The organism is Methylobacterium sp. 2A, from assembly GCF_009806555.1.
Taxonomy (GTDB): Bacteria; Pseudomonadota; Alphaproteobacteria; order Rhizobiales; family Beijerinckiaceae; genus Methylobacterium.
This window is the reverse complement of sequence record NZ_VUOK01000029.1, coordinates 192,915-219,629: the sequence shown is the minus strand read 5'-3', so window position 1 is coordinate 219,629 and position 26,715 is coordinate 192,915. Positions and strand designations below refer to the sequence as shown.

Annotated in this window: 21 protein-coding genes; 11 read left to right on the top strand and 10 right to left on the bottom strand. The window is 69.0% G+C overall.

Annotated features, from left to right (window positions below; genetic code table 11):
- Window positions 1–11: 11 nt before the first annotated feature.
- On the bottom strand, window positions 12–404 hold the full coding sequence (locus FVE89_RS15580; RefSeq protein ID WP_160534862.1) for a DUF5615 family PIN-like protein: 393 nt from the start codon (window positions 402–404) through the stop codon (window positions 12–14).
- Window positions 401–1,114: a DUF433 domain-containing protein gene (locus FVE89_RS15575; RefSeq protein WP_160534860.1), complete on the bottom strand. Its 714-nt coding sequence runs from the start codon at window positions 1,112–1,114 to the stop codon at window positions 401–403. The genes FVE89_RS15580 and FVE89_RS15575 overlap by 4 nt, the downstream gene beginning before the upstream one ends.
- A 132-nt stretch (window positions 1,115–1,246) precedes the next feature.
- Here FVE89_RS15575 and FVE89_RS15570 point away from each other — a divergent pair, with 132 nt between their 5' ends.
- On the top strand, window positions 1,247–1,846 hold the full coding sequence (locus tag FVE89_RS15570; RefSeq protein WP_160534858.1) for a nitroreductase family protein: 600 nt from the start codon (window positions 1,247–1,249) through the stop codon (window positions 1,844–1,846).
- Window positions 1,847–1,957: 111 nt separating this feature from the next.
- The gene (locus tag FVE89_RS15565; protein WP_160534857.1) at window positions 1,958–2,716 is read left to right on the top strand and encodes an SHOCT domain-containing protein; all 759 of its coding nucleotides are present in this window, start codon (window positions 1,958–1,960) and stop codon (window positions 2,714–2,716) included.
- Between the two features lie 89 nt (window positions 2,717–2,805).
- Here the strand turns inward: FVE89_RS15565 and FVE89_RS15560 are convergent, their stop codons facing one another.
- The gene (locus FVE89_RS15560; protein WP_160534855.1) at window positions 2,806–3,564 is read right to left on the bottom strand and encodes an acyl-CoA thioester hydrolase/BAAT C-terminal domain-containing protein; all 759 of its coding nucleotides are present in this window, start codon (window positions 3,562–3,564) and stop codon (window positions 2,806–2,808) included.
- A gap of 57 nt (window positions 3,565–3,621) precedes the next feature.
- Complete coding sequence (locus FVE89_RS15555; protein ID WP_160534853.1) at window positions 3,622–4,659, bottom strand: KpsF/GutQ family sugar-phosphate isomerase; 1,038 nt, start codon at window positions 4,657–4,659, stop codon at window positions 3,622–3,624.
- A gap of 192 nt (window positions 4,660–4,851) precedes the next feature.
- Here FVE89_RS15555 and FVE89_RS15550 point away from each other — a divergent pair, with 192 nt between their 5' ends.
- Entirely contained in the window at window positions 4,852–6,285 is a 1,434-nt protein-coding gene (locus tag FVE89_RS15550) for an FAD-linked oxidase C-terminal domain-containing protein (protein WP_160534851.1), read from the top strand.
- Window positions 6,286–6,715: 430 nt separating this feature from the next.
- Here the strand turns inward: FVE89_RS15550 and FVE89_RS15545 are convergent, their stop codons facing one another.
- The 4 genes from FVE89_RS15545 to FVE89_RS15530 form a co-directional block, all read right to left on the bottom strand.
- Entirely contained in the window at window positions 6,716–7,252 is a 537-nt protein-coding gene (locus FVE89_RS15545) for a MucR family transcriptional regulator (RefSeq protein ID WP_160534849.1), read from the bottom strand.
- A 434-nt stretch (window positions 7,253–7,686) separates the two neighbouring features.
- Window positions 7,687–8,898 (bottom strand): ABC transporter permease, encoded by a 1,212-nt coding sequence (locus tag FVE89_RS15540; RefSeq protein WP_160534847.1) that lies wholly within the window; start codon window positions 8,896–8,898, stop codon window positions 7,687–7,689.
- Window positions 8,899–9,127: 229 nt separating this feature from the next.
- Complete coding sequence (locus FVE89_RS15535) at window positions 9,128–9,604, bottom strand: DUF4112 domain-containing protein (RefSeq protein ID WP_160534846.1); 477 nt, start codon at window positions 9,602–9,604, stop codon at window positions 9,128–9,130.
- Window positions 9,605–9,685: 81 nt separating this feature from the next.
- Window positions 9,686–10,855, bottom strand: coding sequence for an aminotransferase (locus tag FVE89_RS15530; RefSeq protein ID WP_160534844.1), 1,170 nt, complete (start codon window positions 10,853–10,855; stop codon window positions 9,686–9,688).
- Window positions 10,856–11,721: 866 nt separating this feature from the next.
- Here FVE89_RS15530 and FVE89_RS15525 point away from each other — a divergent pair.
- The 8 genes from FVE89_RS15525 (at window position 11,722) to FVE89_RS15490 (ending at window position 24,775) form a co-directional block, all read left to right on the top strand.
- Window positions 11,722–13,095, top strand: a complete 1,374-nt coding sequence (locus FVE89_RS15525; RefSeq protein WP_160534842.1) for an MdtA/MuxA family multidrug efflux RND transporter periplasmic adaptor subunit — start codon at window positions 11,722–11,724, stop codon at window positions 13,093–13,095.
- A 244-nt stretch (window positions 13,096–13,339) separates the two neighbouring features.
- Window positions 13,340–16,465 (top strand): MdtB/MuxB family multidrug efflux RND transporter permease subunit, encoded by a 3,126-nt coding sequence (locus tag FVE89_RS15520; protein WP_160534840.1) that lies wholly within the window; start codon window positions 13,340–13,342, stop codon window positions 16,463–16,465.
- Complete coding sequence (locus FVE89_RS31175; protein ID WP_246730796.1) at window positions 16,465–17,169, top strand: endonuclease domain-containing protein; 705 nt, start codon at window positions 16,465–16,467, stop codon at window positions 17,167–17,169. The genes FVE89_RS15520 and FVE89_RS31175 overlap by 1 nt, the downstream gene beginning before the upstream one ends.
- Complete coding sequence (locus FVE89_RS15510) at window positions 17,166–20,615, top strand: efflux RND transporter permease subunit (protein ID WP_160534838.1); 3,450 nt, start codon at window positions 17,166–17,168, stop codon at window positions 20,613–20,615. The genes FVE89_RS31175 and FVE89_RS15510 overlap by 4 nt, the downstream gene beginning before the upstream one ends.
- 170 nt (window positions 20,616–20,785) lie before the next feature.
- Window positions 20,786–22,315 (top strand): efflux transporter outer membrane subunit, encoded by a 1,530-nt coding sequence (locus FVE89_RS15505; RefSeq protein WP_160534837.1) that lies wholly within the window; start codon window positions 20,786–20,788, stop codon window positions 22,313–22,315.
- A 241-nt stretch (window positions 22,316–22,556) separates the two neighbouring features.
- Window positions 22,557–24,083, top strand: coding sequence for a glucose-6-phosphate dehydrogenase (zwf, locus tag FVE89_RS15500; protein WP_160534835.1), 1,527 nt, complete (start codon window positions 22,557–22,559; stop codon window positions 24,081–24,083).
- A 120-nt stretch (window positions 24,084–24,203) separates the two neighbouring features.
- A complete protein-coding gene (locus FVE89_RS15495; protein WP_160534834.1) occupies window positions 24,204–24,491 on the top strand; it encodes a hypothetical protein in 288 nt (95 codons plus the stop codon).
- The gene (locus tag FVE89_RS15490; protein WP_160534832.1) at window positions 24,488–24,775 is read left to right on the top strand and encodes a type II toxin-antitoxin system RelE/ParE family toxin; all 288 of its coding nucleotides are present in this window, start codon (window positions 24,488–24,490) and stop codon (window positions 24,773–24,775) included. Before FVE89_RS15495 ends, FVE89_RS15490 begins: the two co-directional genes overlap by 4 nt.
- A 441-nt stretch (window positions 24,776–25,216) precedes the next feature.
- On the opposite strand, the gene rnhA is transcribed toward FVE89_RS15490, so the two are convergent.
- Both rnhA and FVE89_RS15480 read right to left on the bottom strand, forming a co-directional pair.
- Entirely contained in the window at window positions 25,217–25,702 is a 486-nt protein-coding gene (rnhA, locus tag FVE89_RS15485; protein WP_246730794.1) for a ribonuclease HI, read from the bottom strand.
- 7 nt (window positions 25,703–25,709) lie between these two features.
- Entirely contained in the window at window positions 25,710–26,675 is a 966-nt protein-coding gene (locus FVE89_RS15480) for a homoserine kinase (protein ID WP_160534831.1), read from the bottom strand.
- Window positions 26,676–26,715: the final 40 nt, after the last annotated feature.

Sequence of the window (26,715 nt, the reverse complement as noted above, 5' to 3'; positions counted from 1 at the left end):
GCGGGCGGGATCTACAGGGTCCCGATCCGCGTGCTGGTCAGAGGCAGCTCGAACATCGATCCCGGTCGGGCTCGCCCGGCGAAGGCTTCGATGCCGCTCCAGAGGGCCAGGATGCGCTCCGCCTGCTTGACGAGGGGCGCCTTGTAGAGCCCTGCCGAGAGGAAGAACCCGATCAGGCGCGAGGCGCGGAAGGCGTTGAATTCCGCATTGTTCCTGCGAATGCGGCGATCACCTGAGATCACCACCCAGCTGCCCTCGCGGCTCAGTTCGGAGATCCACTGCAGGTCGGTCACGCCGGGCCCGTAGCGATCCCGGATGTGAAGGATGTCGTGGTCGCCCGCGAAGAGAGCCGCCAGGGCCCGGGCCAGGGCAGGCGGAAGATTCTCGTCGACGATAACCTTCACGCGGCCTGGAGCGAGGCTTCGAACCGCATGGCGTCCCGGACCACGGCCACGGGGATCTCATAGAGGCGTGCGACACGCTCGACGGTCCCCTCAGCCCTGACGGCATCGGCGAGGGCCACGGTGGGCACGCCAGTACCGGCGGCGATCGGCTGGCCGAAGGCGCGACGCGGATCGATGACGATCGTGTCCCGCCCCTGGAACGGACGCCAGCGGGTTACGACGTCGCCCTCGATGTCGAGATCGCGGAAGGTCTGCTCGATCACGGCGCGGATGACATACTGGCCGCGCGTCAGGTCGATCACCTCGCTCTCGCCATCCGCCTTGAGGCTTTCCAGGAAGATCGTGCGGCCATCCGTCTTGAACCGGCGCGTCGAGAACGGGCGCGGATCCTGCACGGCTTCGCGGGCTGTCTCGAGACAGCGCCGGATCACGCGCAGGTCGACCTGTTCGCGCACGAAGGCCTGGACGAAACGCAGCTCGATCAGGTCGCGGAATCCGAGTTCCAGATGCTGGTCGTTCGCCGGCAATTCCGGCGTCCAGAGCGGCGGCATTCGACGCTGGTGGCCGTCGGCGGTGAAGGCGTAGCCACCGAGCCAGCGGTTGATCGTGCGGGCCGGCATGCGCAGGAGCCGCGCGGCCTCGGGGGCGGTGTAGAAACCGATCCCCAGTGCGGGCGCCTCGATGGCGGTGTTGGGCGTACGCGATGTCACGCGCGGAGCGTACCCGGAGACCGAATCGTTCGCTACTTTCTTGGCGGATGCTCCGATCCCGAGTTTGCCTCCGGCTGACCCTTTCGGGCAAGCTCGGCGACCCGGGCGCCCCGCCCTCCGGAGACGAATCCCTTGAGCCTGCCCCCGCCCCGCCGCGCCGACCACGCCATCGATCCGGTCTTCGTGAAGCGGCACTCGCCCCGCGCCTTCACGGGCGAGGCCGTGCCCGAATCCGAGCTGATGCGGATGATCGAGGCGGCGCGCTGGTCGCCCTCGGCGTACAATTCGCAGCCCTGGCGCTTCCTCTATGCGCTGCGGGGCGACGCCCATTGGGACACCTTCTTCGGCCTGCTCGTACCCGGCAATCAGAAATGGGTCTCGGGCACCGGCGCGATCGTGTTCCTGGTCTCGAACGGGCTCATGAAGGTGGGCGACGAGCTGAAGCCCTCCTACAGCCATTCCTTCGACGCCGGCACCGCCTCCCTGGCGTTCCAGCTCCAGGCGGTCCACCAGGGCTGGCATGCCCACGGTATGGTGGGCTTCGACCATGTCCGCGCGCCCGAGGTGCTGCGCCTGCCCGAGAACCACCGGATCGAGGCCGCCTTCGCGGTCGGCCGCAAGACGCCCGAGGCCGATCTCACCGAGGAGCAGCGGCCGCGCGAGACCCCGAACGGCCGCCGTCCGATCACCGACTTCACCATCGCGGGCCCGTTCCCGGCCGCCGCGGACTGAGGCGAACCGGAACCGGAACCGGCGGCTTCGCCTGCGGATTGTGTCCGCATCGCAAAACCGTCGCGGGCCCGGGTCCATCCCATCCGCCCTGCACCATTCAGGAGCTGGCTCATGGGTTCGTCCGATAGCGGCGCCACGGCCGCCGCGTTCCTCGACGACGGACGGTTCGACCATGCCTCGGGCCTGCAGAGCGTCGCGGATCGGCACGGGGTCAGCCTCGACGCGGTGCGCCACCTCGTACGGGCGCTGGAGTGCGGCCACGGCACCATGGCGCAGTTCGACCATCCCGACCTCGGCGGGATGGGCCAGTGGTTCTCGGGCGGCATGGTGATGATCGGCCGGATGTTCGACAATGCGCTGAAGGCGCGGGTCGACGCCCTCTGCACCGAACTCGCCGCCACGCTGCCGGTGAGCGGCTTCTCGGAGACGGCCCCCGCGGAGCGGCGCGGCGGCGGCGAATGGTGGCCGGCGGATCTCGGATCGCCGGCGAGCACCGGCTCGCAGAACGGGATGCGCTACGCCTATTTCCCGGAGAGCCGGCGGCTCGCGGTCGAGTCGGGGTCGGGCGTGGCGCTCTACGACACGGCCGAGCACCGCATCACCGGGGTCTCGCAATCGAACGGCAGCCTGGGCTTCACCGGGCCGGCGGGAGCCGTCGATCTCGCGCGGCTGCGCCGTATCGAGGCGGAGGCCGCCGCCCCGCGGCAGGCCGATCCGGCACAGGCTCCGACACCGACGCCCGCGCCGGAGAATGCGCCGCCCGTCGACGTGCTCGCGACCATCGAACGGCTGGCCGATCTGCACGCCCGGGGCGTGCTCACCGACCGGGAATTTTCCGACAAGAAGGCGGAGCTGCTGGCGCGGCTTTAGGGCGTGCCCCGAGTGCAGGCTCTGCCCTGGCCGCTCGGGCTGCGCTTGGTGCCGGCAGACGATCGCGACCTTCTGAGATCGGAGCCGTCTCAGACGACCAAGGCCCGGTGCAGGAACGCGATCAGCCGGCGGTAGTGAGCGTTCTCATCCTCTCCCTCGGGCATGTGCCCCTGATCCGCGAGAAGATGGACTTCGGGATCGAGCCCATGCCGGTGCAGCCGGTCCCGGAGACGCATCGTCATTGCGGCCGACCATATCTCGTCCCGCAAACCATGGCTCAGGTACAAGGGACCGCGGTAGCGCTCGATCTCGATTGGCGTGGTGGGGAGCAACCCGACCGACGTGCCGCGCCACGTCCAGGCCCTTCGGGCCGGATCCCAGGCTTGCCAGCCCGGATCGCCCGCATCACGCCATTCCGCGCCCACGAAGGCGCCGCAGATGACATCCGGGGCGGCGTGAACCGCCACGGCGTCGGGCAGACCGGACATGTCGTCCCGCGCCATCAGTGACGTGACCAGCAGGGCGTGCTCGGCGCCACGGGAGACACCGTAGAGGCCGACTTGTCCGGCGATCGGCAGGGCCCGCAGGACGCCGAGCGCCTCGACCGTGCGATCCAGAGGCACCTCGACGATCGCGCCGGCATTCCAGAGGTTCCCGCCCCGTGAATAGCCGAGCGGAAAGGCCAAGAAACCGTGGGCGGCCAGGATCGCGGCGGTGAGGTAGCTGTAGCCGGACCAAGCGCCTTCGGAACCGTGCAGCACCATCACGGTGGGGAACGGACCATCGCCCGGCGGCCCGTAGGTCATGCCCCAGCCGGGGAGCGGACGGTTAACGATGCGCAGCGACATACCAAGAGTTTGGCATGAAGCGATCCCGACAGAAGCCCTCGATCGGATCCCGGCCGATCAGGCGATGCCGGCGCGCAGCAGATCGTGGACGTGGACGATCCCCACCGGTCGCCCGTCCGTGACCGCGAAGACCGCGGTGATCAGCCGCCGGTTCATCAGCTCCAGGGCGGCCTGGGCGAGCTTGTGCGGCTCCACGGTGACGGGATCGCGGGTCATCACCGCCGAGACCGGCGTGTCGAGGAGCGCCGGGCCCATGTGGCGGCGCAGGTCGCCGTCCGTGACGATGCCGACGAGCCGCCCGGCCCCGTCGGTGACGCCGACGCAGCCGTAGCGCCGGGCCGCGATCTCGATCAGCACCTCGGACATCAGCGCGGTCTCGTGCACGAGCGGCATGTCCTGCGGCCCGTGCATCACCTGCTGCACGGTCTTGAGCCGGGCCGCCAGCGTCCCGCCGGGATGGAGCGTGTGGAACCGCGCCGAGGTGAAGCCGCGCCGCTCGACCAGCGCCACCGCCAGGGCATCGCCCAAGGCCAGCTGGATCAGGCTGGAGGAGGTCGGCGCGAGGTCGTGCGGGCAGGATTCCCGCACACGGGGCAGTTCCAGCAGCACGTCGGCGGCGCGGCCGAGCGTGCTCTCGCCGTTGCGGGTGATGGCGACGAGGGGAATCGAGAACCGCCGGCTGAAGCCCACGAGATCGGAGAGTTCCGCCGTCTCGCCGGACCACGACAGGGCGACGATCACGTCGTCCCGGGCGATCATGCCGAGATCGCCGTGGCTGGCCTCGGTCGGGTGGACGAAGAACGCATGGGTGCCGGTGGAGGCGAGCGTCGCGGCGATCTTGCGCCCGACATGGCCGCTCTTGCCGATGCCGCTGACGATCACCCGGCCCTTGCTCTGCAGGATCGTCTGCACCGCCTCCTCGAAGGCTGCGCCGAGCCGCCCCTGGAACGCCGCGCTCGCCTCCTGAAGGGCCGCGATGCCGAGCTGAAGGCTGCGGATCCCGAGATCCCGGGTGGTGGCCAGATGCGGCGCCGGCGCGTCGTAGAGGTCGTTGCGGCGATCGTCGCGCAGGGCGCTGGAGGCGGGAGCGTTCATCGGTTCCGTTCTGAACCCGGCGCCGGGCCGGCGATGCGAAGCGTCTGCGGCGACGCTAGGCAGCCGTCGTGGTTGAAATGTGACGCACGGACGACACAGGGCCGCAGATCGTTCGGCCGCACGCCGGTTGAAGCGGCGTCCGCACGGGTCCATGCTGGCGCCAAACCACCCCAGAACGAGGGCACGCGCCCCATGTCGATCCGCTTCCCCGAACCCGATCCCGCCATCCTCGCCCGGCGCGAGGCGATCCTGGCCGGCCTCGCGCCCCTGGTGGCGCCGGAGGCGCTGGTGGTGAGCGAGGACGAGCGCCGGGCCTTCGAGACCGACGGGCTCACCGCCTACCGGCAGATGCCGCTCGCCGTGGTGCTGCCCTCCACCACCGCGGAGGTCGCGGCCGTGATGGCCTATTGCCATGCGAACGGCGTGCGGGTCGTGCCCCGCGGCGCCGGCACCTCGCTCGCGGGCGGCGCCATCGCACAGCCCGACGCGATCATCCTGGGCGTCGGCAAGATGACCAAGGTCCTCGACATGGACTTCGCCAACCGCACCGCCCGGGTGCAGAGCGGCATCACCAACCTCGCGATCTCGGGGGCGGTCAGCCACGAGGGCTTCTTCTACGCCCCCGACCCGTCGAGCCAGCTCGCCTGCACGATCGCGGGCAACATCGCGATGAATTCCGGCGGCGCGCATTGCCTGAAATACGGCGTGACCACCAACAACCTGCTCGGCGTCACCTTGGTGCTCAACGACGGCACCGTGGTCGAGATCGGCGGCCAGCACCTCGACAGCGGCGGCTACGACCTGCTCGGCCTCGTCTGCGGCTCGGAGGGACAGCTCGGCATCGTCACCGAGGCGACCGTGCGGATCCTGCGCGCCGCCGAAGGGGCGCGGCCGGTGCTGGTCGGCTTCTCGAAGGTCGAGGATGCGGGCGCTTGCGTCGCCGCGATCATCGCGGCCGGCATCATCCCGGTGGCGATCGAGTACATGGACCGCGAGGCGATCCTGATCACCGAGGATTTCGCCCAGGCCGGCTATCCCCGCGACGCCGAGGCGATGCTGATCATCGAGGTCGAGGGCTCGGATGCCGAGTGCGACGCGATGCTGGCGCGGATCGAGACGATCGCCCAGGATTTCCGCCCGACCAGCGTGCGGGTCTCCCGCTCGGAGGCGGAATCGGCCGCGATCTGGAAGGGCCGCAAGTCGGCCTTCGGCGCGACGGGCCGGATCTCCGACTACATCTGCATGGACGGCACGATCCCCACCGGCCAGCTCGGCCCGGTGCTGGAGCGGATCGGCGCGATCTGCGCCGGGAAGGGCCTGCGCGTCGCCAACGTGTTCCACGCCGGCGACGGCAACCTGCACCCGCTGATCCTGTTCGACATCAACCGGCCCGGCGAATTGCAGAAGGCCGAGGAAGCGGGCGACGAGATCCTGAAGCTCTGCGTCGAGGTCGGCGGTTGCCTCACCGGCGAGCACGGGGTCGGCATCGAGAAGCGCGAGCTGATGCGCTTCCAGTACGATCCGGTCGATCTCGAGCAGCAGATGCGGGTCAAGGCGGTGTTCGATCCGGACTGGATGCTGAACCCCGCCAAGGTCTTCCCGCTCGAGGGCCGGCTCGCGGCCTGAGCCGGGTTTTCAAAGGGCTCCGCCCTTCGGCGGGGTTCGGGGGCGGAGCCCCCGAGACTCGGGCTTCGCCCGACACCAGGACTCCGCCCTGGACCCGCGAAAGGTCTCGCCCCAGCCCTTTTAAGGTGTTTGCGGCAGCAACGAGACAGGGGCCAAGCGCACTCTCCTCCCCCTTGTGGGGAGGAGTTGGAGGTGGGGGTGGTGCAGACGGCACCGCTGCGCCTCATCCTGCACCACCCCCACCCCTGGCCCCTCCCCACAAGGGGGAGGGGAAAAGGCGGTGCTCTTTCAGGATGTTAGAGCCACGACTTGCGAGTTTCGCAGCTAGCCCAAACACCTTAAAAGGGCTGGGTCTCGCCCTTTCGAAACCATGCCTTGCGGCGCGATGCGGAACACCGCGCGTCCGTCAAGCAGGCCCTGTACGGCCGCGTCAGGCGGCCTCGACCTTGCGGCTGCCGCCACGCCCGCGGCCTCCGGCGGCCGCACCCCGGCGCCGCCCCTGCGAGGCGGCCGTATCGTCCGCGGCTTCGTTGTCCTGATCGGCCTGCTGGCCGCGGCCGGGCTGACCGAGGCCAAGGCTCTTGGCCAGGGCCGAGCGCTGCGCCGAGTAATTGGCCGACGTGGTCGGGTAATCGGCCGGCAGCCCGAAGCGCTCGCGGTAGCTCTGCGGGTCCAGGCCGTGCTTGGTGAGGTGGCGCTTCAGGGTCTTGTACGACTTGCCGTCGATGAAGCTGATCAGCCCGTCGGGCCGGATCGACCTGCGGATCTGGGCCGGGGTCGGCCGTTCGACAGTGTCGGCGACCGGGGCGGCCGGACCGGATGCGATCGAATTCAGCGCGCTGTGAATGCTCGCGATCAGGCTGGGCAATTCGGCCGAGGGCAGCGAGTTGTTCGAAACGTACGCCGCCACGACGTCCACGGTCCGTTCGATGTAATCCAGTTGGGATGTCGGCGTAGCGTCAGACATTCTCTCTTTCCTTGCTGTGAAAACCTGGTTCGGTTCCCTCTTTTCGCGAGTTAAGACACCCTCCGGAAAAAGCAAGGTCATCCCGATAGGGTTCGGTGTCTGACCAAAAGTCTAAGTATGCATCACCCGTCCATCCCTACAGGGTACAGTTGCATTGGCGACATTTGAACGGCATTTCCCGGCCGCTTTATCGAGGCCCGGCAGGCGAATGCTGCGCGGATCGTGAAAGCAAGTTTTCATTGACGGGAGAGACCTTTACCCTCGGAAACCGCCTCTGTCTCAGACGATCCTGCGCTGGGATTTACCGGTCTGCCCAAAACATCCGCAGGTGTCGCGCAAGATTTCGTGAGGAATCCGCGCGGCTGCGACATCGGGCGCCGCCGGGCACCGACCGATTCGCCCGTCGATAACCTCAGGTTACCGTCAGGCGCGGGTCAGGCGAAGGTCTTGCGCGGGTCGAACGCGTCGCGGACGGCCTCGCCGGCGAAGACGAGCAGGCTCAGCATCACGGCGATCACCAGGAAGCCCGTAAGCCCGAGCCACGGTGCCGTGAGGTTGTCCTTGCCCTGGGCGAGGAGCTCGCCCAGCGAGGGCGAACCCGGCGGCAGGCCGAAGCCGAGGAAGTCGAGCGAGGTCAGTGTCGTGATCGAACCGTTCAAGATGAACGGCAGGAAGGTCAGCGTCGCCACCATGGCGTTCGGCAGGAGATGAACCGCCATGATCCGGATATTCGACAGGCCCAGCGCCCGGGCGGCGCGGACATATTCGAAGTTCCGGGCGCGCAGGAACTCGGCCCGCACGACGCTCACCAGCGCCACCCAGGAGAACAGCAGCATGATGCCGAGCAGCACGAAGAAGCCCGGGGCGATGAAGGCCGAGATGATGATGATCAGGTAGAGGGTCGGGATCCCGCCCCAGACCTCGATGAAACGCTGGAAGGCGAGATCGACCCAGCCGCCGAAATAGCCCTGCACGGCGCCCGCCACCACGCCGATGGCAGAGGACACCGCCGCCAGGATCAGGCCGAACAGCACCGAGATGCGGAAGCCGTAGATCACCCGGGCCAGCACGTCGCGGGTGGTGTTGTCGGTGCCGAGCCAGTGCCAGGGGATGTCGGCGCAGGTCGAGCCGCCGAGTTTTTCCGCGACCGGCTTGCACTGGGCGTCCGTCAGCATCCAGGTCGGCGGCGAGGGCGAGGGCGTCGGCAGATCCTCGTTGATCGTGTCGTAGGAGAACCGGATCGGCGGCCAGAGCGCCCAGCCGTTCTCGGCGATCTCCTTGCGGATCTCGGGCGAGCGGTAATCGGTCTGCGCGAGGAAGCCGCCGAATTTCTCCTCCGGATAGTCGACCAGCACCGGCACCAGCCACTCGCCCTTGTAGGAGAGGAGGATCGGACGGTCGTTGGCGATGAACTCGGCGAACAGGCTGGCGACGAACAGGACCGTGAAGACCAGGAACGACACGTAACCGAGGCGGTTGCGGCGGAAATTGTCCAGCCGCCGCCGGTTGATCGGCGACAGGCCGCGCCGGCTCGCCGGAGCGGGCGGCGGGGGCGTGCCCTCGTCCGGCCGCAGGACGATCGGCTGGGCGCCGGGCATCGGGGCGGGCACGGCTGTGCCCTCGCCGGGGCGGGCGACTTCGTTCATGGTTGGAGGCTCCCGAACGTTGCCGAGCGCGCGTTCCCTCCCCCCTCTGCGGAGGAGGGTGGCCCGGCCGTCAGGCCGGGTCGGGAGAGGGGAGCGACGTTTTCGGAAGGGTCGCGACCGGCTTCATGGCCTGAACCGTCGCGCAGCCCCTCTCCCCCCCTGCTGCGCAGGGTACCCGCCCCCGCACAGGGGGGAGGGAGGAGGCCCAAATGCGCCCGTCCGCAAGTACTCAGCCGTCGAGCCGGGTCGCGGTGCCCTCGATCTCGGTCGGGCGCAGGCCGCCGCTGCGTTCCATCCAGCGGCGCAGCAGGCGGACGTTGCGACGGTTGGCCTTGAAGGCGGCGTCGAACAGGTCGCCCGCCACCGGCACTGCGCCGATCAGCCCGTCGAAGGCCACGTTGAGCCCCATCCGGGCGAGCAGCCAGCGCGGCGCCCCGAGGCGCCGGGCCTCGTAGACGATGAAGGACGAGATCACCATGCCGGCCACGTCGCCGATCACCGGAACGAGGCCGATCAGCGCGTCGAACCCGACCCGCCGGTTGATGCCCGGGATGATGAAGGCCGTGTCCATCAGGTGGGCCAGCGTTTCCAGCCGGGCGAGGCTCGCCTCGCGGCCGAGATCCGCCGACAGGAAGGCCGGCCGGCCGCCGGAGACGGTTTCGGCCCGGGCGAAGCGCCCGGCCGGGTGGGCCTGGGTGAAATCCATGGTTGCGGTCCGTGGGGATGCCATCGCTGTCAACGATGTGGCCCCGCCAACGGATCCCCGCAAGGAACGGGCTCGCGCGCCTCATGGGTGCCTCGGGCCGAGCCCGCTCATCCGGTCGAGGGCGGCGTCCAGGGTGGCGTCGTCCTTGGCGAAGCACAGGCGCACGAGCGTCCGCACGGAGGCGTCCGGGTAGAAGGCGCTCACCGGGATCGCCGCCACGCCGTGGCGGGTGACGAGCGCCTCGCAGAACGCCACGTCATCGCCCAGGCCCGGATCTCTCAGAGCCAAGTCCGCGATATCGATGTTGAGGAACCACGTCGCTCGGCTCGGCAGCACGTCGAAGCCCAGTGCCCGCAGGCCGCCGGCGAGCCGGTCCCGGGACCGTGCGTAGCCGGCCCGCATGGCGTTGAACCAGCCCGGGGGCTTGGCGAGGCCGTAGGCCACCGCCTCCTGAAGGTTCGGCGGCGTCGTGAAGGTGAGGAACTGGTGCGCCTTGGCGAGCCCCTGCATCAGCCGGGCATCGGCCATCACGAAGCCGACCTTCCAGCCGGTGAGCGAGAAGATCTTGCCCGCCGAGCCGATCTTCACCGTCCGCGCGCGCATCCCGGGCAGCGCCATGAGCGGGACGTGGCGTGCGCCGTCGAAGACCACGTGCTCCCAGACCTCGTCGCAGAGCGCGGTCACGTCGAAGCGGCAGCAGAAGCGGGCGAGCAGCGCGAGGTCGTCCGGCCCGGACAGGGTGGCGCCGGGGTTGAGCGGGTTGTTCAGCACCACGACCTTGGTGCGGTCGCTGAAGGCCTCCGCCAGGGCGGCCTCGTTCAGGCGGAAGGCCGGCGGCGTCAGGGTCACGACCCGCGGCACGCCCCCGGCGCGCCGGACCAGCGGCAGGTAGGCGTCGTAGAGGGGTGCGAACAGCACGACCTCGTCGCCGGGCTCGATCAGGGCCAGCAGCGCGCCGGCCAGGGCCTCCGTGGCGCCGGAGGTCACCATCACCTCCGTCTCGGGATCGAGGGCGAGCCCCTGATGCGCCGCGTAATGCGCCGCCACCGCCTCACGCAGGGCCGGCACGCCCATCATCGGCGGATACTGGTTCCAGCCCTCCACCAGGGCGCGGGCGCCGTGCCGGCGGATGTCGGCCGGCCCCGGATCGTCGGGAAAACCCTGGCCGAGATTGATCGCGCCGTGGGTCCGGGCGAGCCGCGACATGGTCTCGAACACCGTCGTGGGCAGCGTCGCGAAGACCGGATTCATGAGCGGCGGAACAGGGGATCGGGCCAGGACGGGCTCAGCATGGCCGGCCTGTAGCATGGGTGCGACGGGATGAGGAATGTGCGCCGTCGCACAGACGTATCGCGTCGCCGAAAACGGACGGCTGACGAATGTTGACTTTCATCACTCGTATCGTAGGTTTCCCTCACGGCCGGAACGGCGCTCCTGTCGACGGGGCTTCGCCCCCTCGCCCCCTCTGCAGGGTGCCGCTCCGGTCCTCTCGAAGGACCATCGACTTGCGGGTCGGTGGTCCTTTCGACGTTTCGGGGCTAGGTTTTCGGCCAGAACGGCTCGGCCTGATCGCACCGGCGGGCCGATGGCCGGGTCGTCCCGCCTCCGGTGTCAGCGGCTGTTCCAGAATCGACGATGCGAACGGCCACCCGCTGCCTGATCCTCGCTCTTGTATGCGCCGCAGGCGGCCTCCTCCTCCGCCGCACCCTGCCGGTGATTCCCGTCGATGCCGGTTTCCGGACGGTGCTGCGCGCCTATGCGGCGCCGGAACCCGGGGCAAGGCCCGGATCCGACAGGGGACCGGGCGGGGCGGACCACCAGCAACACGACTGAAACCTCGCCGCCCTAGTGACGGCGCATTGGGCAGGCACCGATCCAGGCTGCCCGGGCGGCGAAGATGTCGCCGCGGTCATGAGCCGTACAGGCCCCAGATACCGTTATGGGCTTAGGCTCGACGCCGGGAGTCGTTTCCGCCCCGGTCCGACATGAGACGGCAATGGTCTCAGACCAAGTCTCGGCGACCGGCGTCGCGGGGGCAGGCACAGGGGTTTGGACACGCGGGAACGGGGCCGTCCATCGGAGCGGCGGTCTCGGCTCCAGCCAGACATGAGTCAGTCATGAACGAGAGTTCACCGATCCGGACCGACACGGCCCGCGCCTACCAGCCCGGCGAGGCGCCCGTGCGCGATGTCCGGCGGCGGTTCCGGCCGATCCGCTGGCTCGTGATCCTGGTGCTGCTGGCCGGCGCCGGGGCGATCGGCCATCGCTGGTACGAGGCGCGAACCGACAAGGGGGCCGCGCCCGCGACCGGGCAGCATGCCGGCGGCCGCGGTGGCCGGCACGGCGGGGCCGACATGCCGCAGGCGGTCGGCATCGCGTCGGTCACGACCGGCGACATGCCGGTGGTGCTCCAGGGCCTCGGCACCGTGACGCCCCTCGCCACCGTGACGGTGAAGTCGCAGATCAGCGGCTACCTCATGCAGGTCCAGTTCCGGGAAGGCCAGATGGTCAAGGCGGGCGACGAACTCGCCCGAATCGATTCGCGGCCCTACGAGGCCCTGCTTGCCCAGTACCAGGGCCAGCTCGCCCGCGATCAGGCGCTCTTGCAGAACTCGAAGCTCGACCTCCAGCGCTACCAGACGTTGAACCGGCAGGATTCGATCTCCAGGCAGAATGTCGACACGCAGGCCGCCCTGGTGAAGCAGAACGAGGGCACGGTCGCGGCCGACCAGGCGCTGGTCGACCAGCAGAAGCTCAACATCGCCTATACGCACATCACGTCGCCGGTGGACGGGCGGGTCGGCCTGCGGCAGGTCGATCAGGGCAACTACATCTCGGCCGCCTCGACGGCGATCGTGGTGGTGACCCAGCTCCATCCGATCTCGGTGGTGTTCACCCTGCCGGAGGACGACGTCGCGCGGGTGATGCGGCAGGTGCGGGCGGGCGCGAAGCTCATCGTGCGGGCCTACGACCGCGGCGACGCCCACGAGATCGCCACCGGCCGGCTCGACACGGTCGACAACCAGATCGACACGACCACCGGTACGGTGAAACTGCGCGCCCTGTTCGACAACGCCGACGAGGAGCTGTTTCCGAACCAGTTCGTCAACGCCAAGCTGACGGTCGACACGGTGCGGAATGCCACGCTGGTGCCGAACGCGGCCCTGCTCCAGGGCACGCCCGGCACCTACGTCTACCTGATGGACGGGGACAGCAAGGTCACGGTCCGGCCGATCAAGACCGGCGAGACCGACGGGACCCACACGGTGGTGGTCTCCGGCCTGAACCTGGGCGACCGCGTCGTCACGGACGGCACCGACCGGCTGAAGGACGGCGCGCCGGTGCGCATCACCGAGGGCGCGCAGGCCGATGCGGGCAAGGCCGCGGAGGCGAAGCCGGACGGCAAGGGGGAGGTGAAGGCCGACGGGGCGGCGGACTCGCAAGGGACAACGGAGGGCGGCCGTCGGCACCGGCGCCGTCAGGCGCAGTGAGGCGGTTGGCAGCGCGCGTGTGCGGCTTCCTCCCCTCTCCCCGCGCGCGGGGAGAGGGCTCCGGCGACCTCGTCGTCGCCGGAGCGAGGCGGCAGCCGAAGGTGAGGGGGCTTGGCCGTAGAAGCCTCATCCTGCGGCACCCCCTCACCGCCGTTTCGGCTTCGCCTCCGCTTCCCGCAGGCACGACAAGGTGCCTGCGGGCCTCTCCCCGCCCGCGGAGACAGGGGAAAAAGGCGGCGCGCCGATGAACCCGTCCCGCCTCTTCATCCTCCGCCCGGTGGCCACGACGCTCTTGATGCTGGCGATCCTGATCGTCGGCGGCGTGTCGTACCTGAACCTGCCGGTCTCGGCGCTGCCGGCGGTCGATTACCCGACGATCCAGATCCAGACCTTCTATCCCGGCGCCAGCCCCGAGGTGATGACCTCCTCGGTGACGGCGCCGCTCGAGCGGCAGTTCGGCCAGCTCGCCAACCTCAACCAGATGACCTCGCAATCCTCGGCGGGCGCCTCGGTCATCACCCTGCAGTTCAGCCTGGACCTGTCCCTCGACATCGCCGAGCAGCAGGTCCAGGCGGCGATCAACGCCGCCGGCAACCTGCTGCCCTCCGACCTGCCGGCGCCGCCGATCTACGCCAAGGTCAACCCGGCCGACGCCCCGGTCCTGACGCTGGCGCTGACCTCCAAGACGCTGCCGCTGACGCAGGTGCGCGACCTCGCAGAATCGCGCCTCGCCCAAAGAATCAGCCAGGTGGCGGGCGTCGGCCTCGTGAGCATCTCGGGCGGCCAGCGGCCCTCCGTGCGGGTGCGGTTCAACGCGCGGGCGCTCGCCGCCTACGGGCTCAACATCGACGACCTGCGCACCACCATCACCAACCTCAACGTCAACACGCCGAAGGGCACGATCGACGGGCCGAAGCAGTCCTACGCGATCAACGCCAACGACCAGATCCGCGACCCGAAGGCCTACGATTCGGCGATCATCGCCTACCGCAACGGCGCCCCGGTCATGCTCTCCGAGGTCGCCGACGTGGTCGAGGGGCCGGAGAACACCAAGCTCGGCGCCTGGGCCGACGCGACCCCGGCGGTGATCCTCAACATCCAGCGCCAGCCCGGCGCCAACGTCATCGCCACCGTCGACAAGATCAAGGCGCTGCTGCCGCAGCTCCAGGCGAGCCTGCCGGCCGCCGTGGCGGTGGCGCCGCTCACCGACCGGACCACCACGATCCGCGCCTCCGTGGAGGACGTGCAGTTCGAACTCGGCCTCGCCATCGCCCTCGTCGTGCTGGTGATCTTCCTGTTCCTGCGCAGCCTGTCGGCGACCCTGATCCCGAGCCTGTCGGTGCCGCTGTCGCTGGTCGGCGCCCTGTCGGTGATGGATCTCTACGGCTTCTCCCTCGACAACCTGTCGCTGATGGCGCTCACCATCGCCACCGGCTTCGTGGTGGACGACGCCATCGTGGTGATCGAGAACATCGCCCGGCACGTCGAGGCCGGCGATTCGCCCCTGGAGGCGGCGCTGAAGGGCTCACGCGAGATCGGCTTCACCATCATCTCGCTCACCGTCTCGCTGATCGCCGTGCTGATCCCGCTGCTGTTCATGGGCGACGTGGTCGGGCGGCTGTTCCACGAATTCGCCATCACGCTGGCGGCCACGATCGTGATCTCGGCGGTGGTCTCGCTGACCCTGGTGCCGATGCTGTGCGCCCGGCTCCTGAAGCACGTGCCCGAGGCCGAGCCCCGCCACCGCCGGGAGGGCGCGATTTCCCGCCTCGGCCGCCGCGCCATCGACGGCACGATCGAAGCCTACGGCCGGGCCCTGCGGGTGGTGCTGAACCACCAGGGCCTGACGCTGCTGGTGGCGTTGGGCACGCTCGCGCTCACCGCCTACCTGTTCGTGGTGATCCCGAAGGGCTTCTTCCCCGTGCAGGACACGGGCGTGATCCAGGGCATCACGCAGGCCGATCAGTCGGTCTCCTACGCCGCCATGGCCGAGCGCCAGCAGCGGATGGCCGAGATCGTCCTCAAGGACCCGGACGTGGCGAGCCTGTCGTCGTTCATCGGGGTCGATGGCCAGAACGTCACGCTCAATTCCGGCCGGATGCTGATCAACCTGAAGCCCCGGGAGGCGCGCACGGCCTCGGCCAGCGCGATCATCCGGCGGATCTCGGCGGCGGCCGCGAACGAGCCCGGCCTGCGGCTCTACATGCAGCCGGTCCAGGACCTGACCATCGACACCGCGGTCTCGGCGACCCAGTACCAGGTGATCCTGGAGAGCCCGAACATCGACGATTTCGAGACCTGGGTGCCGCGCTTCACCGAGGCGCTGGCGCAATCGCCGGTGGTCACGGACGTGGCGAGCGACCACCAGGGCCAGGGGCTCGCCGCCTACGTGACGATCGACCGGCCGACCGCCGGCCGCTACGGCATCACCCCGGCCACCATCGACAACGCTCTCTACGACGCCTTCGGGCAGCGGATCATCTCGACGATCTTCACGCAGTCCAACCAGTACCGGGTGATCCTGGAGGCGGACCCGAAGCTGCACACGACGCTCCGCAGCCTCGATTCGATCTACCTGCCCTCCTCGACGGCGGCCAACGGGCAGGTGCCGCTCTCGGCCGTGGCGCGGATCAGCGAGCGGCGGGCGCCTTTGCTGATCTCGCATCTCGGCCAGTTCCCGGCCACCACCGTGTCGTTCAACCTCGCGCCCGGCGCGGCGCTGGGGCAGGCAGTGGAGGCGATCGATCAGGCCAAGGCCGCGATCGGGCTGCCGCCCTCGTTCCGGGTGGTGCCGCAGGGCTCGGTCTTCGCCTTCCAGTCGGCGCTCGGCAACGAGCTGTTCCTCGTTCTGGCGGCGATCGTGACCGTCTACATCGTGCTGGGCGTCCTCTACGAAAGCTTCATCCACCCGATCACGATCCTCTCGACCCTGCCCTCGGCGGGGATCGGGGCGCTGCTCGGCCTGATGCTGTTCGGCCTGTCGCTCGACATCATCGCGGTGATCGGCATCGTGCTCTTGATCGGCATCGTGAAGAAGAACGCGATCATGATGATCGACTTCGCGCTCCAGGCGGAGCGCGAGGACGGGCTGGAGCCCCGGGAGGCGATCTTCCAGGCCTGCCTGCTGCGCTTCCGGCCGATCCTGATGACGACGCTCGCGGCTTTGTTCGCGGCGGTGCCGCTGATCCTCGGCACCGGCGTGGGCTCGGAGCTGCGCCAGCCGCTCGGCATCTGCATCGCGGGCGGTCTGATCGTCAGTCAGGTGCTGACGCTGTTCACGACGCCGGTGATTTATCTGGCGTTCGACCGGCTGGAGCGGCGGATTGCCGGGCGGCGCCCGGAGATTGAAGGCGGCGAGGTGTTGCCGTGATGAAGCGGGACGATGCCGCCTCACCCCCTCCCCCCTCTGTGGGGGAGGGTGGCCCCTGCGTCAGCAGGGGTCGGGAGAGGGGCAGCGCGACGGTTCAGGAGCTGAGGCCCGTCGCGACCTTTCCGGATGCGTCGCTCCCCCCTTGCGGGACTTCGTCCCGACCCGACCCCCTTCGGGGGCCACCCTCCCCCGCAGAGGGGGGAGGGAGGGCGCGTGGCGGCTCCGACCCGGGGCCACCTCGGAACGACCGGCGTCATGGCAAGCCCGATGCGCGCCTGCGCAGCTTCGCCCGGGAGCAGCGGCAATCCTATACGCGGGCCGAGGATGCTTTCTGGCAGCAGGTGCGCGGCGGCCGCTTCCATGGTCTTAAGTTCCGGCGGCAGGTGCCGATCCCACCATACATCGCGGATTTCCTCTGTGCCTCCGCACGTCTGATCGTCGAGCTGGACGGGGAGCCGCACGAGACCGAGGCGCGGCGGCAGCGCGACGCTTGGCTGACGAGCCAGGGCTTCACGGTCCTGCGCTTCCCGAACGAGCTTGTGCTGAGCAATCTGGACTTGGTGCTCGATAGACTTGCTGAAGCCGTCGCGACAAAGACAAGTCAAAGCTCCCCCCTCCCCCCTCTGCGGGGGAGGGAGATGCGCGGGGCCGATCGTTCCTCTTCCGATCAGGTTGCGCCAACCCACGGGGGCCCCCACCCGTGAACATCTCCGAGCCGTTCATCCGGCGGCCGGTGGCGACCACGCTGCTCACCATCGGCGTGCTGCTCGCCGGCCTGTTCGCCTTCCTGAAGCTGCCGGTGGCGCCGCTGCCGCAGATCGACTTCCCCGTGATCCTCGTCCAGGCCCAGATGGCCGGGGCCTCGCCCGACACCATGGCCACCACGGTGGCGGCCCCTCTGGAGCGCAGGCTCGGCGCCATCGCGGACGTCAACGAGATGACGTCCACCAACACGCTGGGCTCGACCCGGATCGTGCTGCTGTTCGGCCTCAACCGCGACATCGACGGGGCCGCCCGCGACGTCCAGGCCGCCATCAACGCGGCGCGTGCCGACCTGCCGACGGCGCTCCGCCAGAACCCGACCTACCGGAAGTTCAACCCCGCCGACACGCCGATCATCATCCTCGGCATGACCTCGGAGACCCTGACCCGCGGCCAGGTCTACGATTCCGCCGCCACCGTGGTGCAGCAGAAGCTCTCGCAGCTGCCGGGCGTCGGCAATGTCGATATCGGCGGCTCGTCCCTGCCGGCCGTGCGGGTCGAGCTCGATCCCACGGCCCTGTTCAATTACGGCATCGGCCTCGAAGGCATCCGCGCCGCGCTCGCCTCGGCCAACGCCAATTCGCCCAAGGGCGAGATCGACGCCGGCAATCGCCGCTACCAGCTCTACGCCAACGACCAGGGCCGCAAGGCCGCCGATTACCGCGACATCATCGTGGCCTACCGCAACGGCGCCGCGGTGAAGCTCACCGATGTCGGGCAGGTGCTCGACGGGGTCGAGGACAAGCGCAACCTCGGCATCGTCAACGGCAAGGCCGGCGTGCTGCTGTTCGTCTACAAGCAGCCCGGCGCCAACGTGGTCGAGACCATCCGGGCCGTGAAGGAGGCCCTGCCGCAGATCACCGCGGCGCTCCCCGGCGGCATCGACATCAAGCTCACCGGCGACCGCAGCGCCACGATCCGCGCCTCGCTCTCGGCCACCGAGGAGACGCTGCTGGTGGCGGTCGGGCTCGTGATCCTGGTGGTCTTCGCCTTCCTGCGCTCCTGGCGGGCCACCCTGGTCCCGGCGGTGGCCGTGCCGATCTCGATCATCGGCACCTTCTCGGCGATGTACCTGCTCGGCTACTCGCTCAACATCCTGTCGCTCACCGCGCTGATCATCGGCACCGGCTTCGTGGTCGACGACGCCATCGTGGTGCTGGAGAACGTCCAGCGGCACATCGAGGCGGGCAAGCCCCGGCTCCAGGCGGCGCTGATCGGCGCCCGGGAGGTCGGGTTCACGGTGATCTCGATGAGCCTGTCGCTCATCGCGGTGTTCCTGCCGATCCTGCTGATGGGCGGCCTCGTCGGCCGCATCTTCCAGGAATTTTCCGTCACCCTGTCGCTGTCGATCCTGATCTCGCTGGTGCTGTCGCTCACCACCACGCCGATGATGTGCGCCCGGCTGCTGCGCGCCGAGGGGCACGGTCCGGACGGGGCACCGGCATCGGGGCGGCGGCCGAACCTTCTGATCCGGATGCTGGAGGGCGGCTTCTCCCGGCTGCTCGGCGCCTATGCGCGGACGCTGGAGGTGGCGCTCGCCCATCCGCGCCTCGTGCTGCTGACCCTGCTCGCCACGGTGGGTCTCAACGTCTACCTCTACATCATCGTCCCGAAGGGTTTTTTCCCCGAGCAGGATACCGGCCAGATGATGGGCGGCATCCAGGCCGACCAGCGCATCTCGTTCCAGTCCATGGAGCAGAAGCTCAAGCAGGCGACGTCGATCGTCGGCGCCGATCCGGCGGTGGAGAGCGTCGTCGGCTTCACGGGCGGGCGCGGCACCAACTCGGCCAACGTGTTCGTCGGGCTGAAACCGCTGAACGAGCGAGCGCCGATCTCGGAGGTGATGACGCGGCTGCGGCCGAAGCTCGCCCAGGTGGCGGGCGCCCGGCTCTATGTGTTCCCCCGCCAGGATCTGCAGATGGGCGGCCGCCAGAGCTTTGCCCAGTACCAGTACACCCTCCAGGGCGACACCCCCGAGGAGCTGTTCGCCGCTGCCCCGAAGCTGGTGGCGGCCCTGCAGAAGGACCCGACCTTCGCGGACGTGACCTCCGACCAGCAGGAGGGTGGCCTGGAGAGCCGCGTGGTGATCGACCGCAACACCGCCTTCCGCTACGGCATCACCCCGAACAAGATCGACAACACCCTCTACGACGCCTTCGGGCAGCGGCAGGTCTCGACGATCTACAACCCGCTGAACCAGTACCACGTCGTGATGGAGATCGCGCCGCGCTACCTGGAGACCCCGGAGACGCTGAAGCAGATCTACGTCTCGACCTCGGGCGGCAACGCGGCCGGCTCCGCCACCACCAACGCGGTGGCCGGCACCGTGGCGACAGCGAGCGGCGTCAACACCAACGCGGCGACCGGAACCAGCAGCCCGGGCAGCGCGGCGTCCGCCTCCGGCGCCGCCGGCTCGGGGGCGGTGGGGAGTGCGACCGGGAGCACGGGCGCCGCCGCGGCGGCCGCCTCCGCGAGCACCGCCGACACCGCCTCGAACGCCGCCGCCATCGCGTCGGATTCCGCCCGCAACGCCTCCGCCAACGCCATCGCGGCCTCGAAGGGCGGCGCCTCGTCGAGCGCCCCGGTCTCGGCCGCCAAGGAGACCATGGTCCCGCTCTCGGCCTTCGCGCGGATCGAACCCGGCAATGCCCCCACGCAGGTCAGCCATCAGGGCCTGTTCGTGGCGACCACGATCTCGTTCAACCTCGCCCCGGGCAAGAGCCTGTCGGACGCGACCGACGCGATCGACCGGGCGATGGCCAACCTGCACCTGCCGGCCACGATCCACGGCGAATATGCCGGCGCCGCCAAGAACTACGTGGCCTCGGCCTCGCGCCAGCCGCTCCTGATCCTGGCCGCGATCCTGGCGGTCTACGCGGTGCTCGGGATCCTGTACGAGAGCTTCGTGCATCCGCTCACGATCCTCTCCACCCTCCCCTCGGCCGGCGTCGGCGCGGTGCTGGCGCTGCTGGTGACGGGGACCGACTTCACCATCATCGCGCTGATCGCGGTGTTCCTGCTGATCGGCATCGTGAAGAAGAACGCGATCATGATGATCGACGTGGCGATCGACTCCGAGCGGACCCGGGGCGCGAATCCCGTGGATGCGATCCGGGAGGCCTGTCTCCTGCGCTTCCGGCCGATCATGATGACGACGCTGGCGGCGATGCTCGGCGCCGTGCCCCTGATCCTGGCCAACGGCGAGGGCGCGGAACTGCGCCGGCCGCTCGGCATCGCCATCGTGGGCGGGTTGATCGTGAGCCAGATCCTGACCCTCTACACCACCCCCGTCGTGTATCTCACCCTTGACCGACTCAGGCACAGGGTGCTCGACCGCCGCAGGCGCGCCGGACGGGGCGGAGAAGCGGCCCTGCCGGCCGGAGAATGATGGTTAAGGTTTCACGTGAAACATCGGCGGCCGCGGCCGTCCGCGTGGGTTGGTCCAACCCACACCCTCATCCTGAGGTGCGGCGAAGCCGCCTCGAAGGAGACTTCCAGGGATCGCGCGGCCGGCTGGAAGGCTCCTTCGAGGCCTGCGCTACGCTCCGGCACCTCAGGATGAGGTTCAGGGTGGGAGGTGCGCTCTTCACCTTCGCCGCCCTCCTCCTCACCGCTCCCCTTCTCGCAGGCTGCGTGGTCGGACCGGATTATTCCCGGCCCTCGGTGGAGACGCCTTTCGGCTACAAGCAGGGCGGCATCCGGGAAGACAGCCCGGCCTATGTCGCCGCGCGCAAGAAGGGGTTTCGCGAGGCGCGGCCGAGCGATGCCGTCGAGCGCGGCGACTGGTGGCGGGTCTTCCGGGATCCGACTCTCGACCGGCTGATCCGCCTCGTCGATGTCGACAACCAGTCGCTCCGGCAGGCGGTGGCGAATTACCGGCAGGCGCGGGCGCTGGTCGCCTCCGCGCAGGCCGCCCTGTACCCGACGGTGATCGGCGCGCCGAGCATCACGCGCGCGGGCAGCGGCGGCGGCAGCACCGGGACCGTGCGCACCAGCGCGGCCTTGGTCGGCGAGGCGAGCTGGCAGCTCGACCTGTTCGGGGGCACCCGCCGCACCATCGAGAGCGAGGCGGCGCTGGCCCAATCCGACGCCGCCACGATCGCGCTGACCCGCCTGACCATCCAGGCGGAGGTCGCGGCCGACTACCTGACCGTCCGCTACGCCGATTCCCTCCAGAAGGTGCTCGACGAGAATGTCGAGAACTTCAGGAAGACCGCGCAGATCACCGAGAACCAATATGCCGCCGGCGTGGCGGCCCGGTCCGACGTGATCACCGCGCAGACCCAGGTCCAGACCATCGAGGCCCAGGCCATCGCGGTGCGGCTGACCCGGGTTCAGTACGTGAACGCCATCGCCACCCTGATCGGGCGCCCGCCCTCCGAGGTGTCGATCCCGGTGGCCGGCATCGGCCCGAATCCCCCAAAGGTGCCGGTGGGCATCCCCGGCGACCTGCTGGAACGGCGTCCGGACGTCGCGCAGGCCGAGCGCCTCGTCCAGGCGCAGAGCGAGCGCATCGGCGTGGCGGTGGCGGCCTTCTTCCCCACCGTGACGATCTCGGCCCAGGGCGGCGTCTCGGGGCTCACCCGCAACGGCCTGTTCTCGGCCGCCAACCAGTTCTGGTCGGTGGCGGCCTCGGGGAGCGAGGTGCTGTTCGACGGCGGTGCCCGCACGGCGGCCCTGCGCTCGGCCGAGGCCGCCTACGACGCCCAGGTGGCCAATTACCGGCAGGTGGTGCTCGCCGCCTACGCGGAGGTCGAGAACCAGATGGCGGCCCTGCGCATCCTCGGCCAGCAGCAGGCCGCGCAGGACAAGGCGGTCGAGCTGTCGCGCAAGGCGGTGGAGATCACGCTGAACGAGTACCGGGCCGGCACGCAGAACTTCACCACCGTGGTGACCGCGCAGGGCCTGCTCGTGACCAACGAGATCAACGCCCTTCAGGTCCGGCTCAGCCGCTTCACCGCGGCCGTGACGCTGATCCGGGCGCTCGGCGGCGGCTGGGACGTGCGCTCCCTGCCGAGCGATTCCGAGCTGAAGGGACCGAGCCTGCCGATCGACCGGGGCGGTCAGGCGGTCCGCCCGGACGAGTAGGGCCAGCGGACGGTATTGGGTTTCAAAAGGGACAGTCCCTTTTGCGGGTGCAGGGCAGAGCCCTGCGGCACGGCTCGTTCACCCCTTCCTGGGGGCGGACGAGCCGTGCGTCGGGGTTTCACCCCGACACCCCACCAAAGGGCACGCCCTTTGGGATCCCAAGCCTCGGGGCCGGAACGGACCCTCCCCAGGACGGGTTGTCCCGCCGGTTTGCTGCACTGCAGATGGACGGGAGCCGGGGATGGCCGAGCAGACGACAGCCCTCAAGAACGACGCCGCCTGCGGCACCAAGCCGGCGCCGCCCTGCACGCTGGTGATCTTCGGCGCGGGCGGCGACCTGACCAAGCGCCTGCTGATGCCCTCGCTCTACAACCTCGCGGGCGCGGGGCTTCTCTCGGACGGGTTCTCGATCCTCGGCGTCGATCACAGCGACGGCACCGATGAATCCCTGCGTGACAACCTCACCAAGACCCTGGAGGCGTTCAGCAAGGACCCGACCTCGGAGTTCCACGCCGACCATATCGATCCCAAGAGCTGGGGCTTCATCCGGGAGCGCCTGCACTACCTGAAGGGCGATTTCGAGAAACCCGAGACTTTCGAGGCCGTGAAGCAGAGGGTCACCGGCAACGCGGTGTTCTACTGCGCGGTGGCGGCGCGCTTCTTCGGGACGATCGTGGACGGGCTGGGCCAAGCCGGCCTGCTCCGCCAAGAGGGCGACACCTTCCGCCGCGTGGTCATCGAGAAGCCGTTCGGCTCCGACCTCGCCTCGGCCCGGGAGCTCAACGCCCGCATCCTGAAGCAGGGTGACGAGAGCCAGTTCTACCGGATCGACCACTTCCTGGGTAAGGAGACCGTGCAGTCGATCATGGCGTTCCGCTTCGCCAACGGTCTGCTGGAGCCGGTCTGGCGGCGGGAATACATCGACAGCATCCAGATCACCGCGGCCGAGACGGTCGGCGTCGAGGAGCGCGGCGGGTTCTACGAGCCCACCGGTGCGCTGCGCGACATGGTGCCCAACCACATGTTCCAGCTCCTCTGCATGGTGGGCATGGAGCCGCCGAACTCCTTCGACGCGGAGGCCGTGCGCACCGAGAAGGCCAAGCTCGCCGAGGCGGTGCGGCCGATCCCGCCGGAGGATGCGGTGCGCGGTCAGTACACCGCCGGCACCTCGGAGGGGCGCGACGTGCCCGCCTACCGGGACGAGCCGCATGTCGCGAAGGATTCGGTCACCGAGACCTACATCGCGTTGAAGCTCCACATCGAGAACTGGCGCTGGGCGGGCGTGCCCTTCTACATCCGCACCGGCAAGCGCATGACCGGGCGGCGCACCGAGATCGCGGTTTTGTTCAAGCCGGCCCCGTTCAAGATGTTCGAGGACACGCCGACCGCCGATCTGGGGCCGACCGTGATGCGGATCCTGATCGACCCGGATCACGGGGTGAGCACCGAGTTCAACGTGAAGGTGCCGGGGCCGCAGATGACAATCGGTCGGGTGCGCTCCGGCTTCCGCTACAAGGATTTCTTCGCCGATACGCCGAATGTCGGCTACGAAACGCTGCTGTACGATTGCATGACCGGCGACGCGACCCTGTTCCAGCGGGCCGACAATATCGAGGCCGGCTGGGCGGCGGTGGACCCGCTGCTGAAGGGCTGGCCGCAGGCGGATGTGAAATTCTATCCCGCGGGGAGCACCGGCCCCAAGGAGGCCGACGCGCTTCTAGCCCGCGACGGCCGGCACTGGCTGGGGCTGGACGGGGAGACGGATTGAGAACAGAGGAACCGGACCGGATCTGACGACAGGCATTCGGATCCGGCCGTTTTCCCGCCGGCTACGATGTGTTAGCCTTCAACGATCTTGGATGGTCCGTCGAGCTTAGGGACGACGACTTTGGGCGAGGCGACGTTTACCTTTCAGGTCGATGAAGCCCTGAAGAACGCGTTTTCTCAGGCCGCACAGGATCGGGATCGCAACAGCGCTCAGCTCTTGCGTGACTTCATGCACGCGTATGTCCAACAGCAACGGGACGAAACCGAGCATGAGGCTTGGTTTCGCCGGCAGGTTCAGATCGGGCTCGATTCCGCCCAAAGCGGCCGTGTCATCTCCGCCGAGGATGTCGAAGCGCGGTTCGCTGCCAAGCGGGCAGCCACACAGCGGCGACTCGACGCCGCAAAATGAAGGCGTTGGTCTGGACGCTCGAAGCGCTTCAGGACCGCGACGCAATCTACGATGATATCGAAGCCGACAATCCGGCGGCTGCCATCGCGTTGGATAGGCGGTTTACCGAGAAGGCCGCCCGCTTGGTCGATCATCCCGCACTCGGTCGGCGGGGTCGGGTCGCGGGCACCCGCGAGATGATCGTCCACCGCAGGTACATCATCGTCTACAAGGTCGATGATAGCGTCGTGCGAATTCTTCGCGTCCTGCACGCCGCTCTGCAAGGGCCGCCTTGGTCGAGGTGACAAGCCCTCATAAAACGCCTGCGGCACCGGCTAGACCCGTACCCGATCGCGTTGCAATTGAGCACCGCTCTAGGCCCAGCCCTTTTAAGGTGTTTGGGCTAGCTGCGAAAATCGCAAGTCGTGGCTCTAACATCCTGAAAGAGCACCGCCTTTTCCCCTCCCCCTTGTGGGGAGGGGCCAGGGGTGGGGGTGTGCAGGATGAGGCGCAGCGGTGCCGTCTGCACCACCCCCACCTCCAACTCCTCCCCACAAGGGGGAGGAGAGTGCGCTTGGCCCCTGTCTCGTTGCTTCCGCAAACACCTTAAAAGGGCTGGCTCTAGGCCTTTGTATCAACGCGCTCTCCTGCGCCGAACCGGCGTCCACTTCGGCGGAGAGCGCTCTATGTCATCGAAGGACTTCCGGTGACCAGGCGTGTTGCGGGTTCCGATGCCGAACCCGCCCTCACCGCCGCTTGAACGGCAGCATCGCCGCCACCGCCAGCGCGTCGACCCGGTTGTTGAGCGGGTCGCTGGCATGGCCCTTCACCCAGTGCCACGCCACCTCGTGGCGCTCCCGGGCGGCGTCGATGCGGCGCCAGAGATCCTCGTTCTTCACCGGCTTCTTGTCGGCGGTGCGCCAGCCCCGCGCCTTCCAATTGTGAATCCAGCCGGTGACGCCCTGGCGCAGGTACTGCGAGTCCGTGAACAGGTCGACCCGGCAGGGACGCTTCAGCGCCTCAAGCGCCTCGATCGCCGCCAGGATCTCCATGCGGTTGTTGGTGGTGTGGGCCTCCCCGCCGGACAGCTCCTTCTGGGTGTCGCCGAAGATCAGGATCGCGCCCCAGCCGCCCGGGCCGGGATTCCCCGAGCAGGCCCCGTCCGTGTAGATCTTCACGCGCTTCGGCTCGGCCGCGGATTCGGTATCCGGCCCGGTCATCTCGGTGCTCATCCGGTTCTCAGCCCTGCCGCCCGTAGTCCCGCGCGTCCCGCGCCTGCCGGTGGAAGGTGAGCCGGCGGTCGAATTCCCGCGGATCCTTCGGCTTCACCAAAGCACCCGGCGGCACGTTCAGCCAATCGACCAGCCGGGTCAGCATGAAGCGGAGCGCCGCGCCCCGGCATAGGATCGGCAGGGCCGCGACCTCAGCGGGCTCCAGCGGACGCACGGCCTCGTAGCCGGCAAACAGAGCCGTCGCCCTGTCGCGGTGGAAGGTGCCATCGGGCTCAAAACACCACGCGTTGAGGCAGATCGCGAGGTCGTACGCGAAGGCGTCCGTGCAGGCGAAGTAGAAGTCGATCAGGCCCGACAGGGCATCGCCGATGAAGAACACGTTGTCGGTGAACAGATCCGCGTGGATCACGCCCCCCGGCAGGTCTGTCGGCCAGTGCGCCTCGAGGAACGCGAGGTCGGCCCGGGTGCGCGCGGCGAGGCCGGGCTCGACGGAATCGGCCTGGGCCTCGGCCTGCGCGAAGAGCGGCCGCCAGGACGAGACCGAAAGATTGTTCTCCCGCACCATCGGGAAGTCGCGGCCGGCGGCGTGGAGGGTGGCGAGCGCCCGCCCCAGCTCCCGGCAATGCCCGACGCCCGGCGCCTTGACCGAGACCCCCTCCAGAAAACTCACGATCGCGGCGGGCCGGCCGCAGAGCTGCCCGAGGGCCTGACCGGTCCGGTCCCGCACCGGCTGCGGGCAGGCGAGGCCCCGGGCCGAGAGATGCTCCATCAATCCGATGAAGAACGGCAGGTCGGCTTCCCGCACCCGCTTCTCGTAGAGCGTCAGGATGTAGGAGCCATCGGTGGTGTGCAGGAAGAAATTCGAGTTCTCGACGCCCTCGGCGATGCCCTTGAAGGAGAGCAGGCTGCCGATCGCGTAGGCCGACAGGAAGTCGGCGAGCGCCGCGTCGGATACCTCGGTGTAGACGGCCACGTGTTCGCGCTCTGAATTTTGGAACTTCGATACGACGAGG

Bases quoted from the DNA above. Each gene is read 5' to 3' on its own strand.
- FVE89_RS15490 (WP_160534832.1), top strand. From the start codon at position 24,488: ATGAAGGCGTTGGTCTGGACGCTCGAAGCGCTTCAGGACCGCGACGCA.
- FVE89_RS15560 (WP_160534855.1), bottom strand. From the start codon at position 3,564: ATGTCGCTGCGCATCGTTAACCGTCCGCTCCCCGGCTGGGGCATGACC.
- FVE89_RS15540 (WP_160534847.1), bottom strand. From the start codon at position 8,898: ATGAACGAAGTCGCCCGCCCCGGCGAGGGCACAGCCGTGCCCGCCCCG.
- FVE89_RS15535 (WP_160534846.1), bottom strand. From the start codon at position 9,604: ATGGATTTCACCCAGGCCCACCCGGCCGGGCGCTTCGCCCGGGCCGAA.
- FVE89_RS15555 (WP_160534853.1), bottom strand. From the start codon at position 4,659: ATGAACGCTCCCGCCTCCAGCGCCCTGCGCGACGATCGCCGCAACGAC.
- zwf (WP_160534835.1), top strand. From the start codon at position 22,557: ATGGCCGAGCAGACGACAGCCCTCAAGAACGACGCCGCCTGCGGCACC.
- FVE89_RS15565 (WP_160534857.1), top strand. From the start codon at position 1,958: ATGGGTTCGTCCGATAGCGGCGCCACGGCCGCCGCGTTCCTCGACGAC.
- FVE89_RS15550 (WP_160534851.1), top strand. From the start codon at position 4,852: ATGTCGATCCGCTTCCCCGAACCCGATCCCGCCATCCTCGCCCGGCGC.
- FVE89_RS15505 (WP_160534837.1), top strand. From the start codon at position 20,786: ATGAGGTTCAGGGTGGGAGGTGCGCTCTTCACCTTCGCCGCCCTCCTC.
- FVE89_RS31175 (WP_246730796.1), top strand. From the start codon at position 16,465: ATGAAGCGGGACGATGCCGCCTCACCCCCTCCCCCCTCTGTGGGGGAG.
- rnhA (WP_246730794.1), bottom strand. From the start codon at position 25,702: ATGAGCACCGAGATGACCGGGCCGGATACCGAATCCGCGGCCGAGCCG.
- FVE89_RS15525 (WP_160534842.1), top strand. From the start codon at position 11,722: ATGAACGAGAGTTCACCGATCCGGACCGACACGGCCCGCGCCTACCAG.
- FVE89_RS15545 (WP_160534849.1), bottom strand. From the start codon at position 7,252: ATGTCTGACGCTACGCCGACATCCCAACTGGATTACATCGAACGGACC.
- FVE89_RS15530 (WP_160534844.1), bottom strand. From the start codon at position 10,855: ATGAATCCGGTCTTCGCGACGCTGCCCACGACGGTGTTCGAGACCATG.
- FVE89_RS15520 (WP_160534840.1), top strand. From the start codon at position 13,340: ATGAACCCGTCCCGCCTCTTCATCCTCCGCCCGGTGGCCACGACGCTC.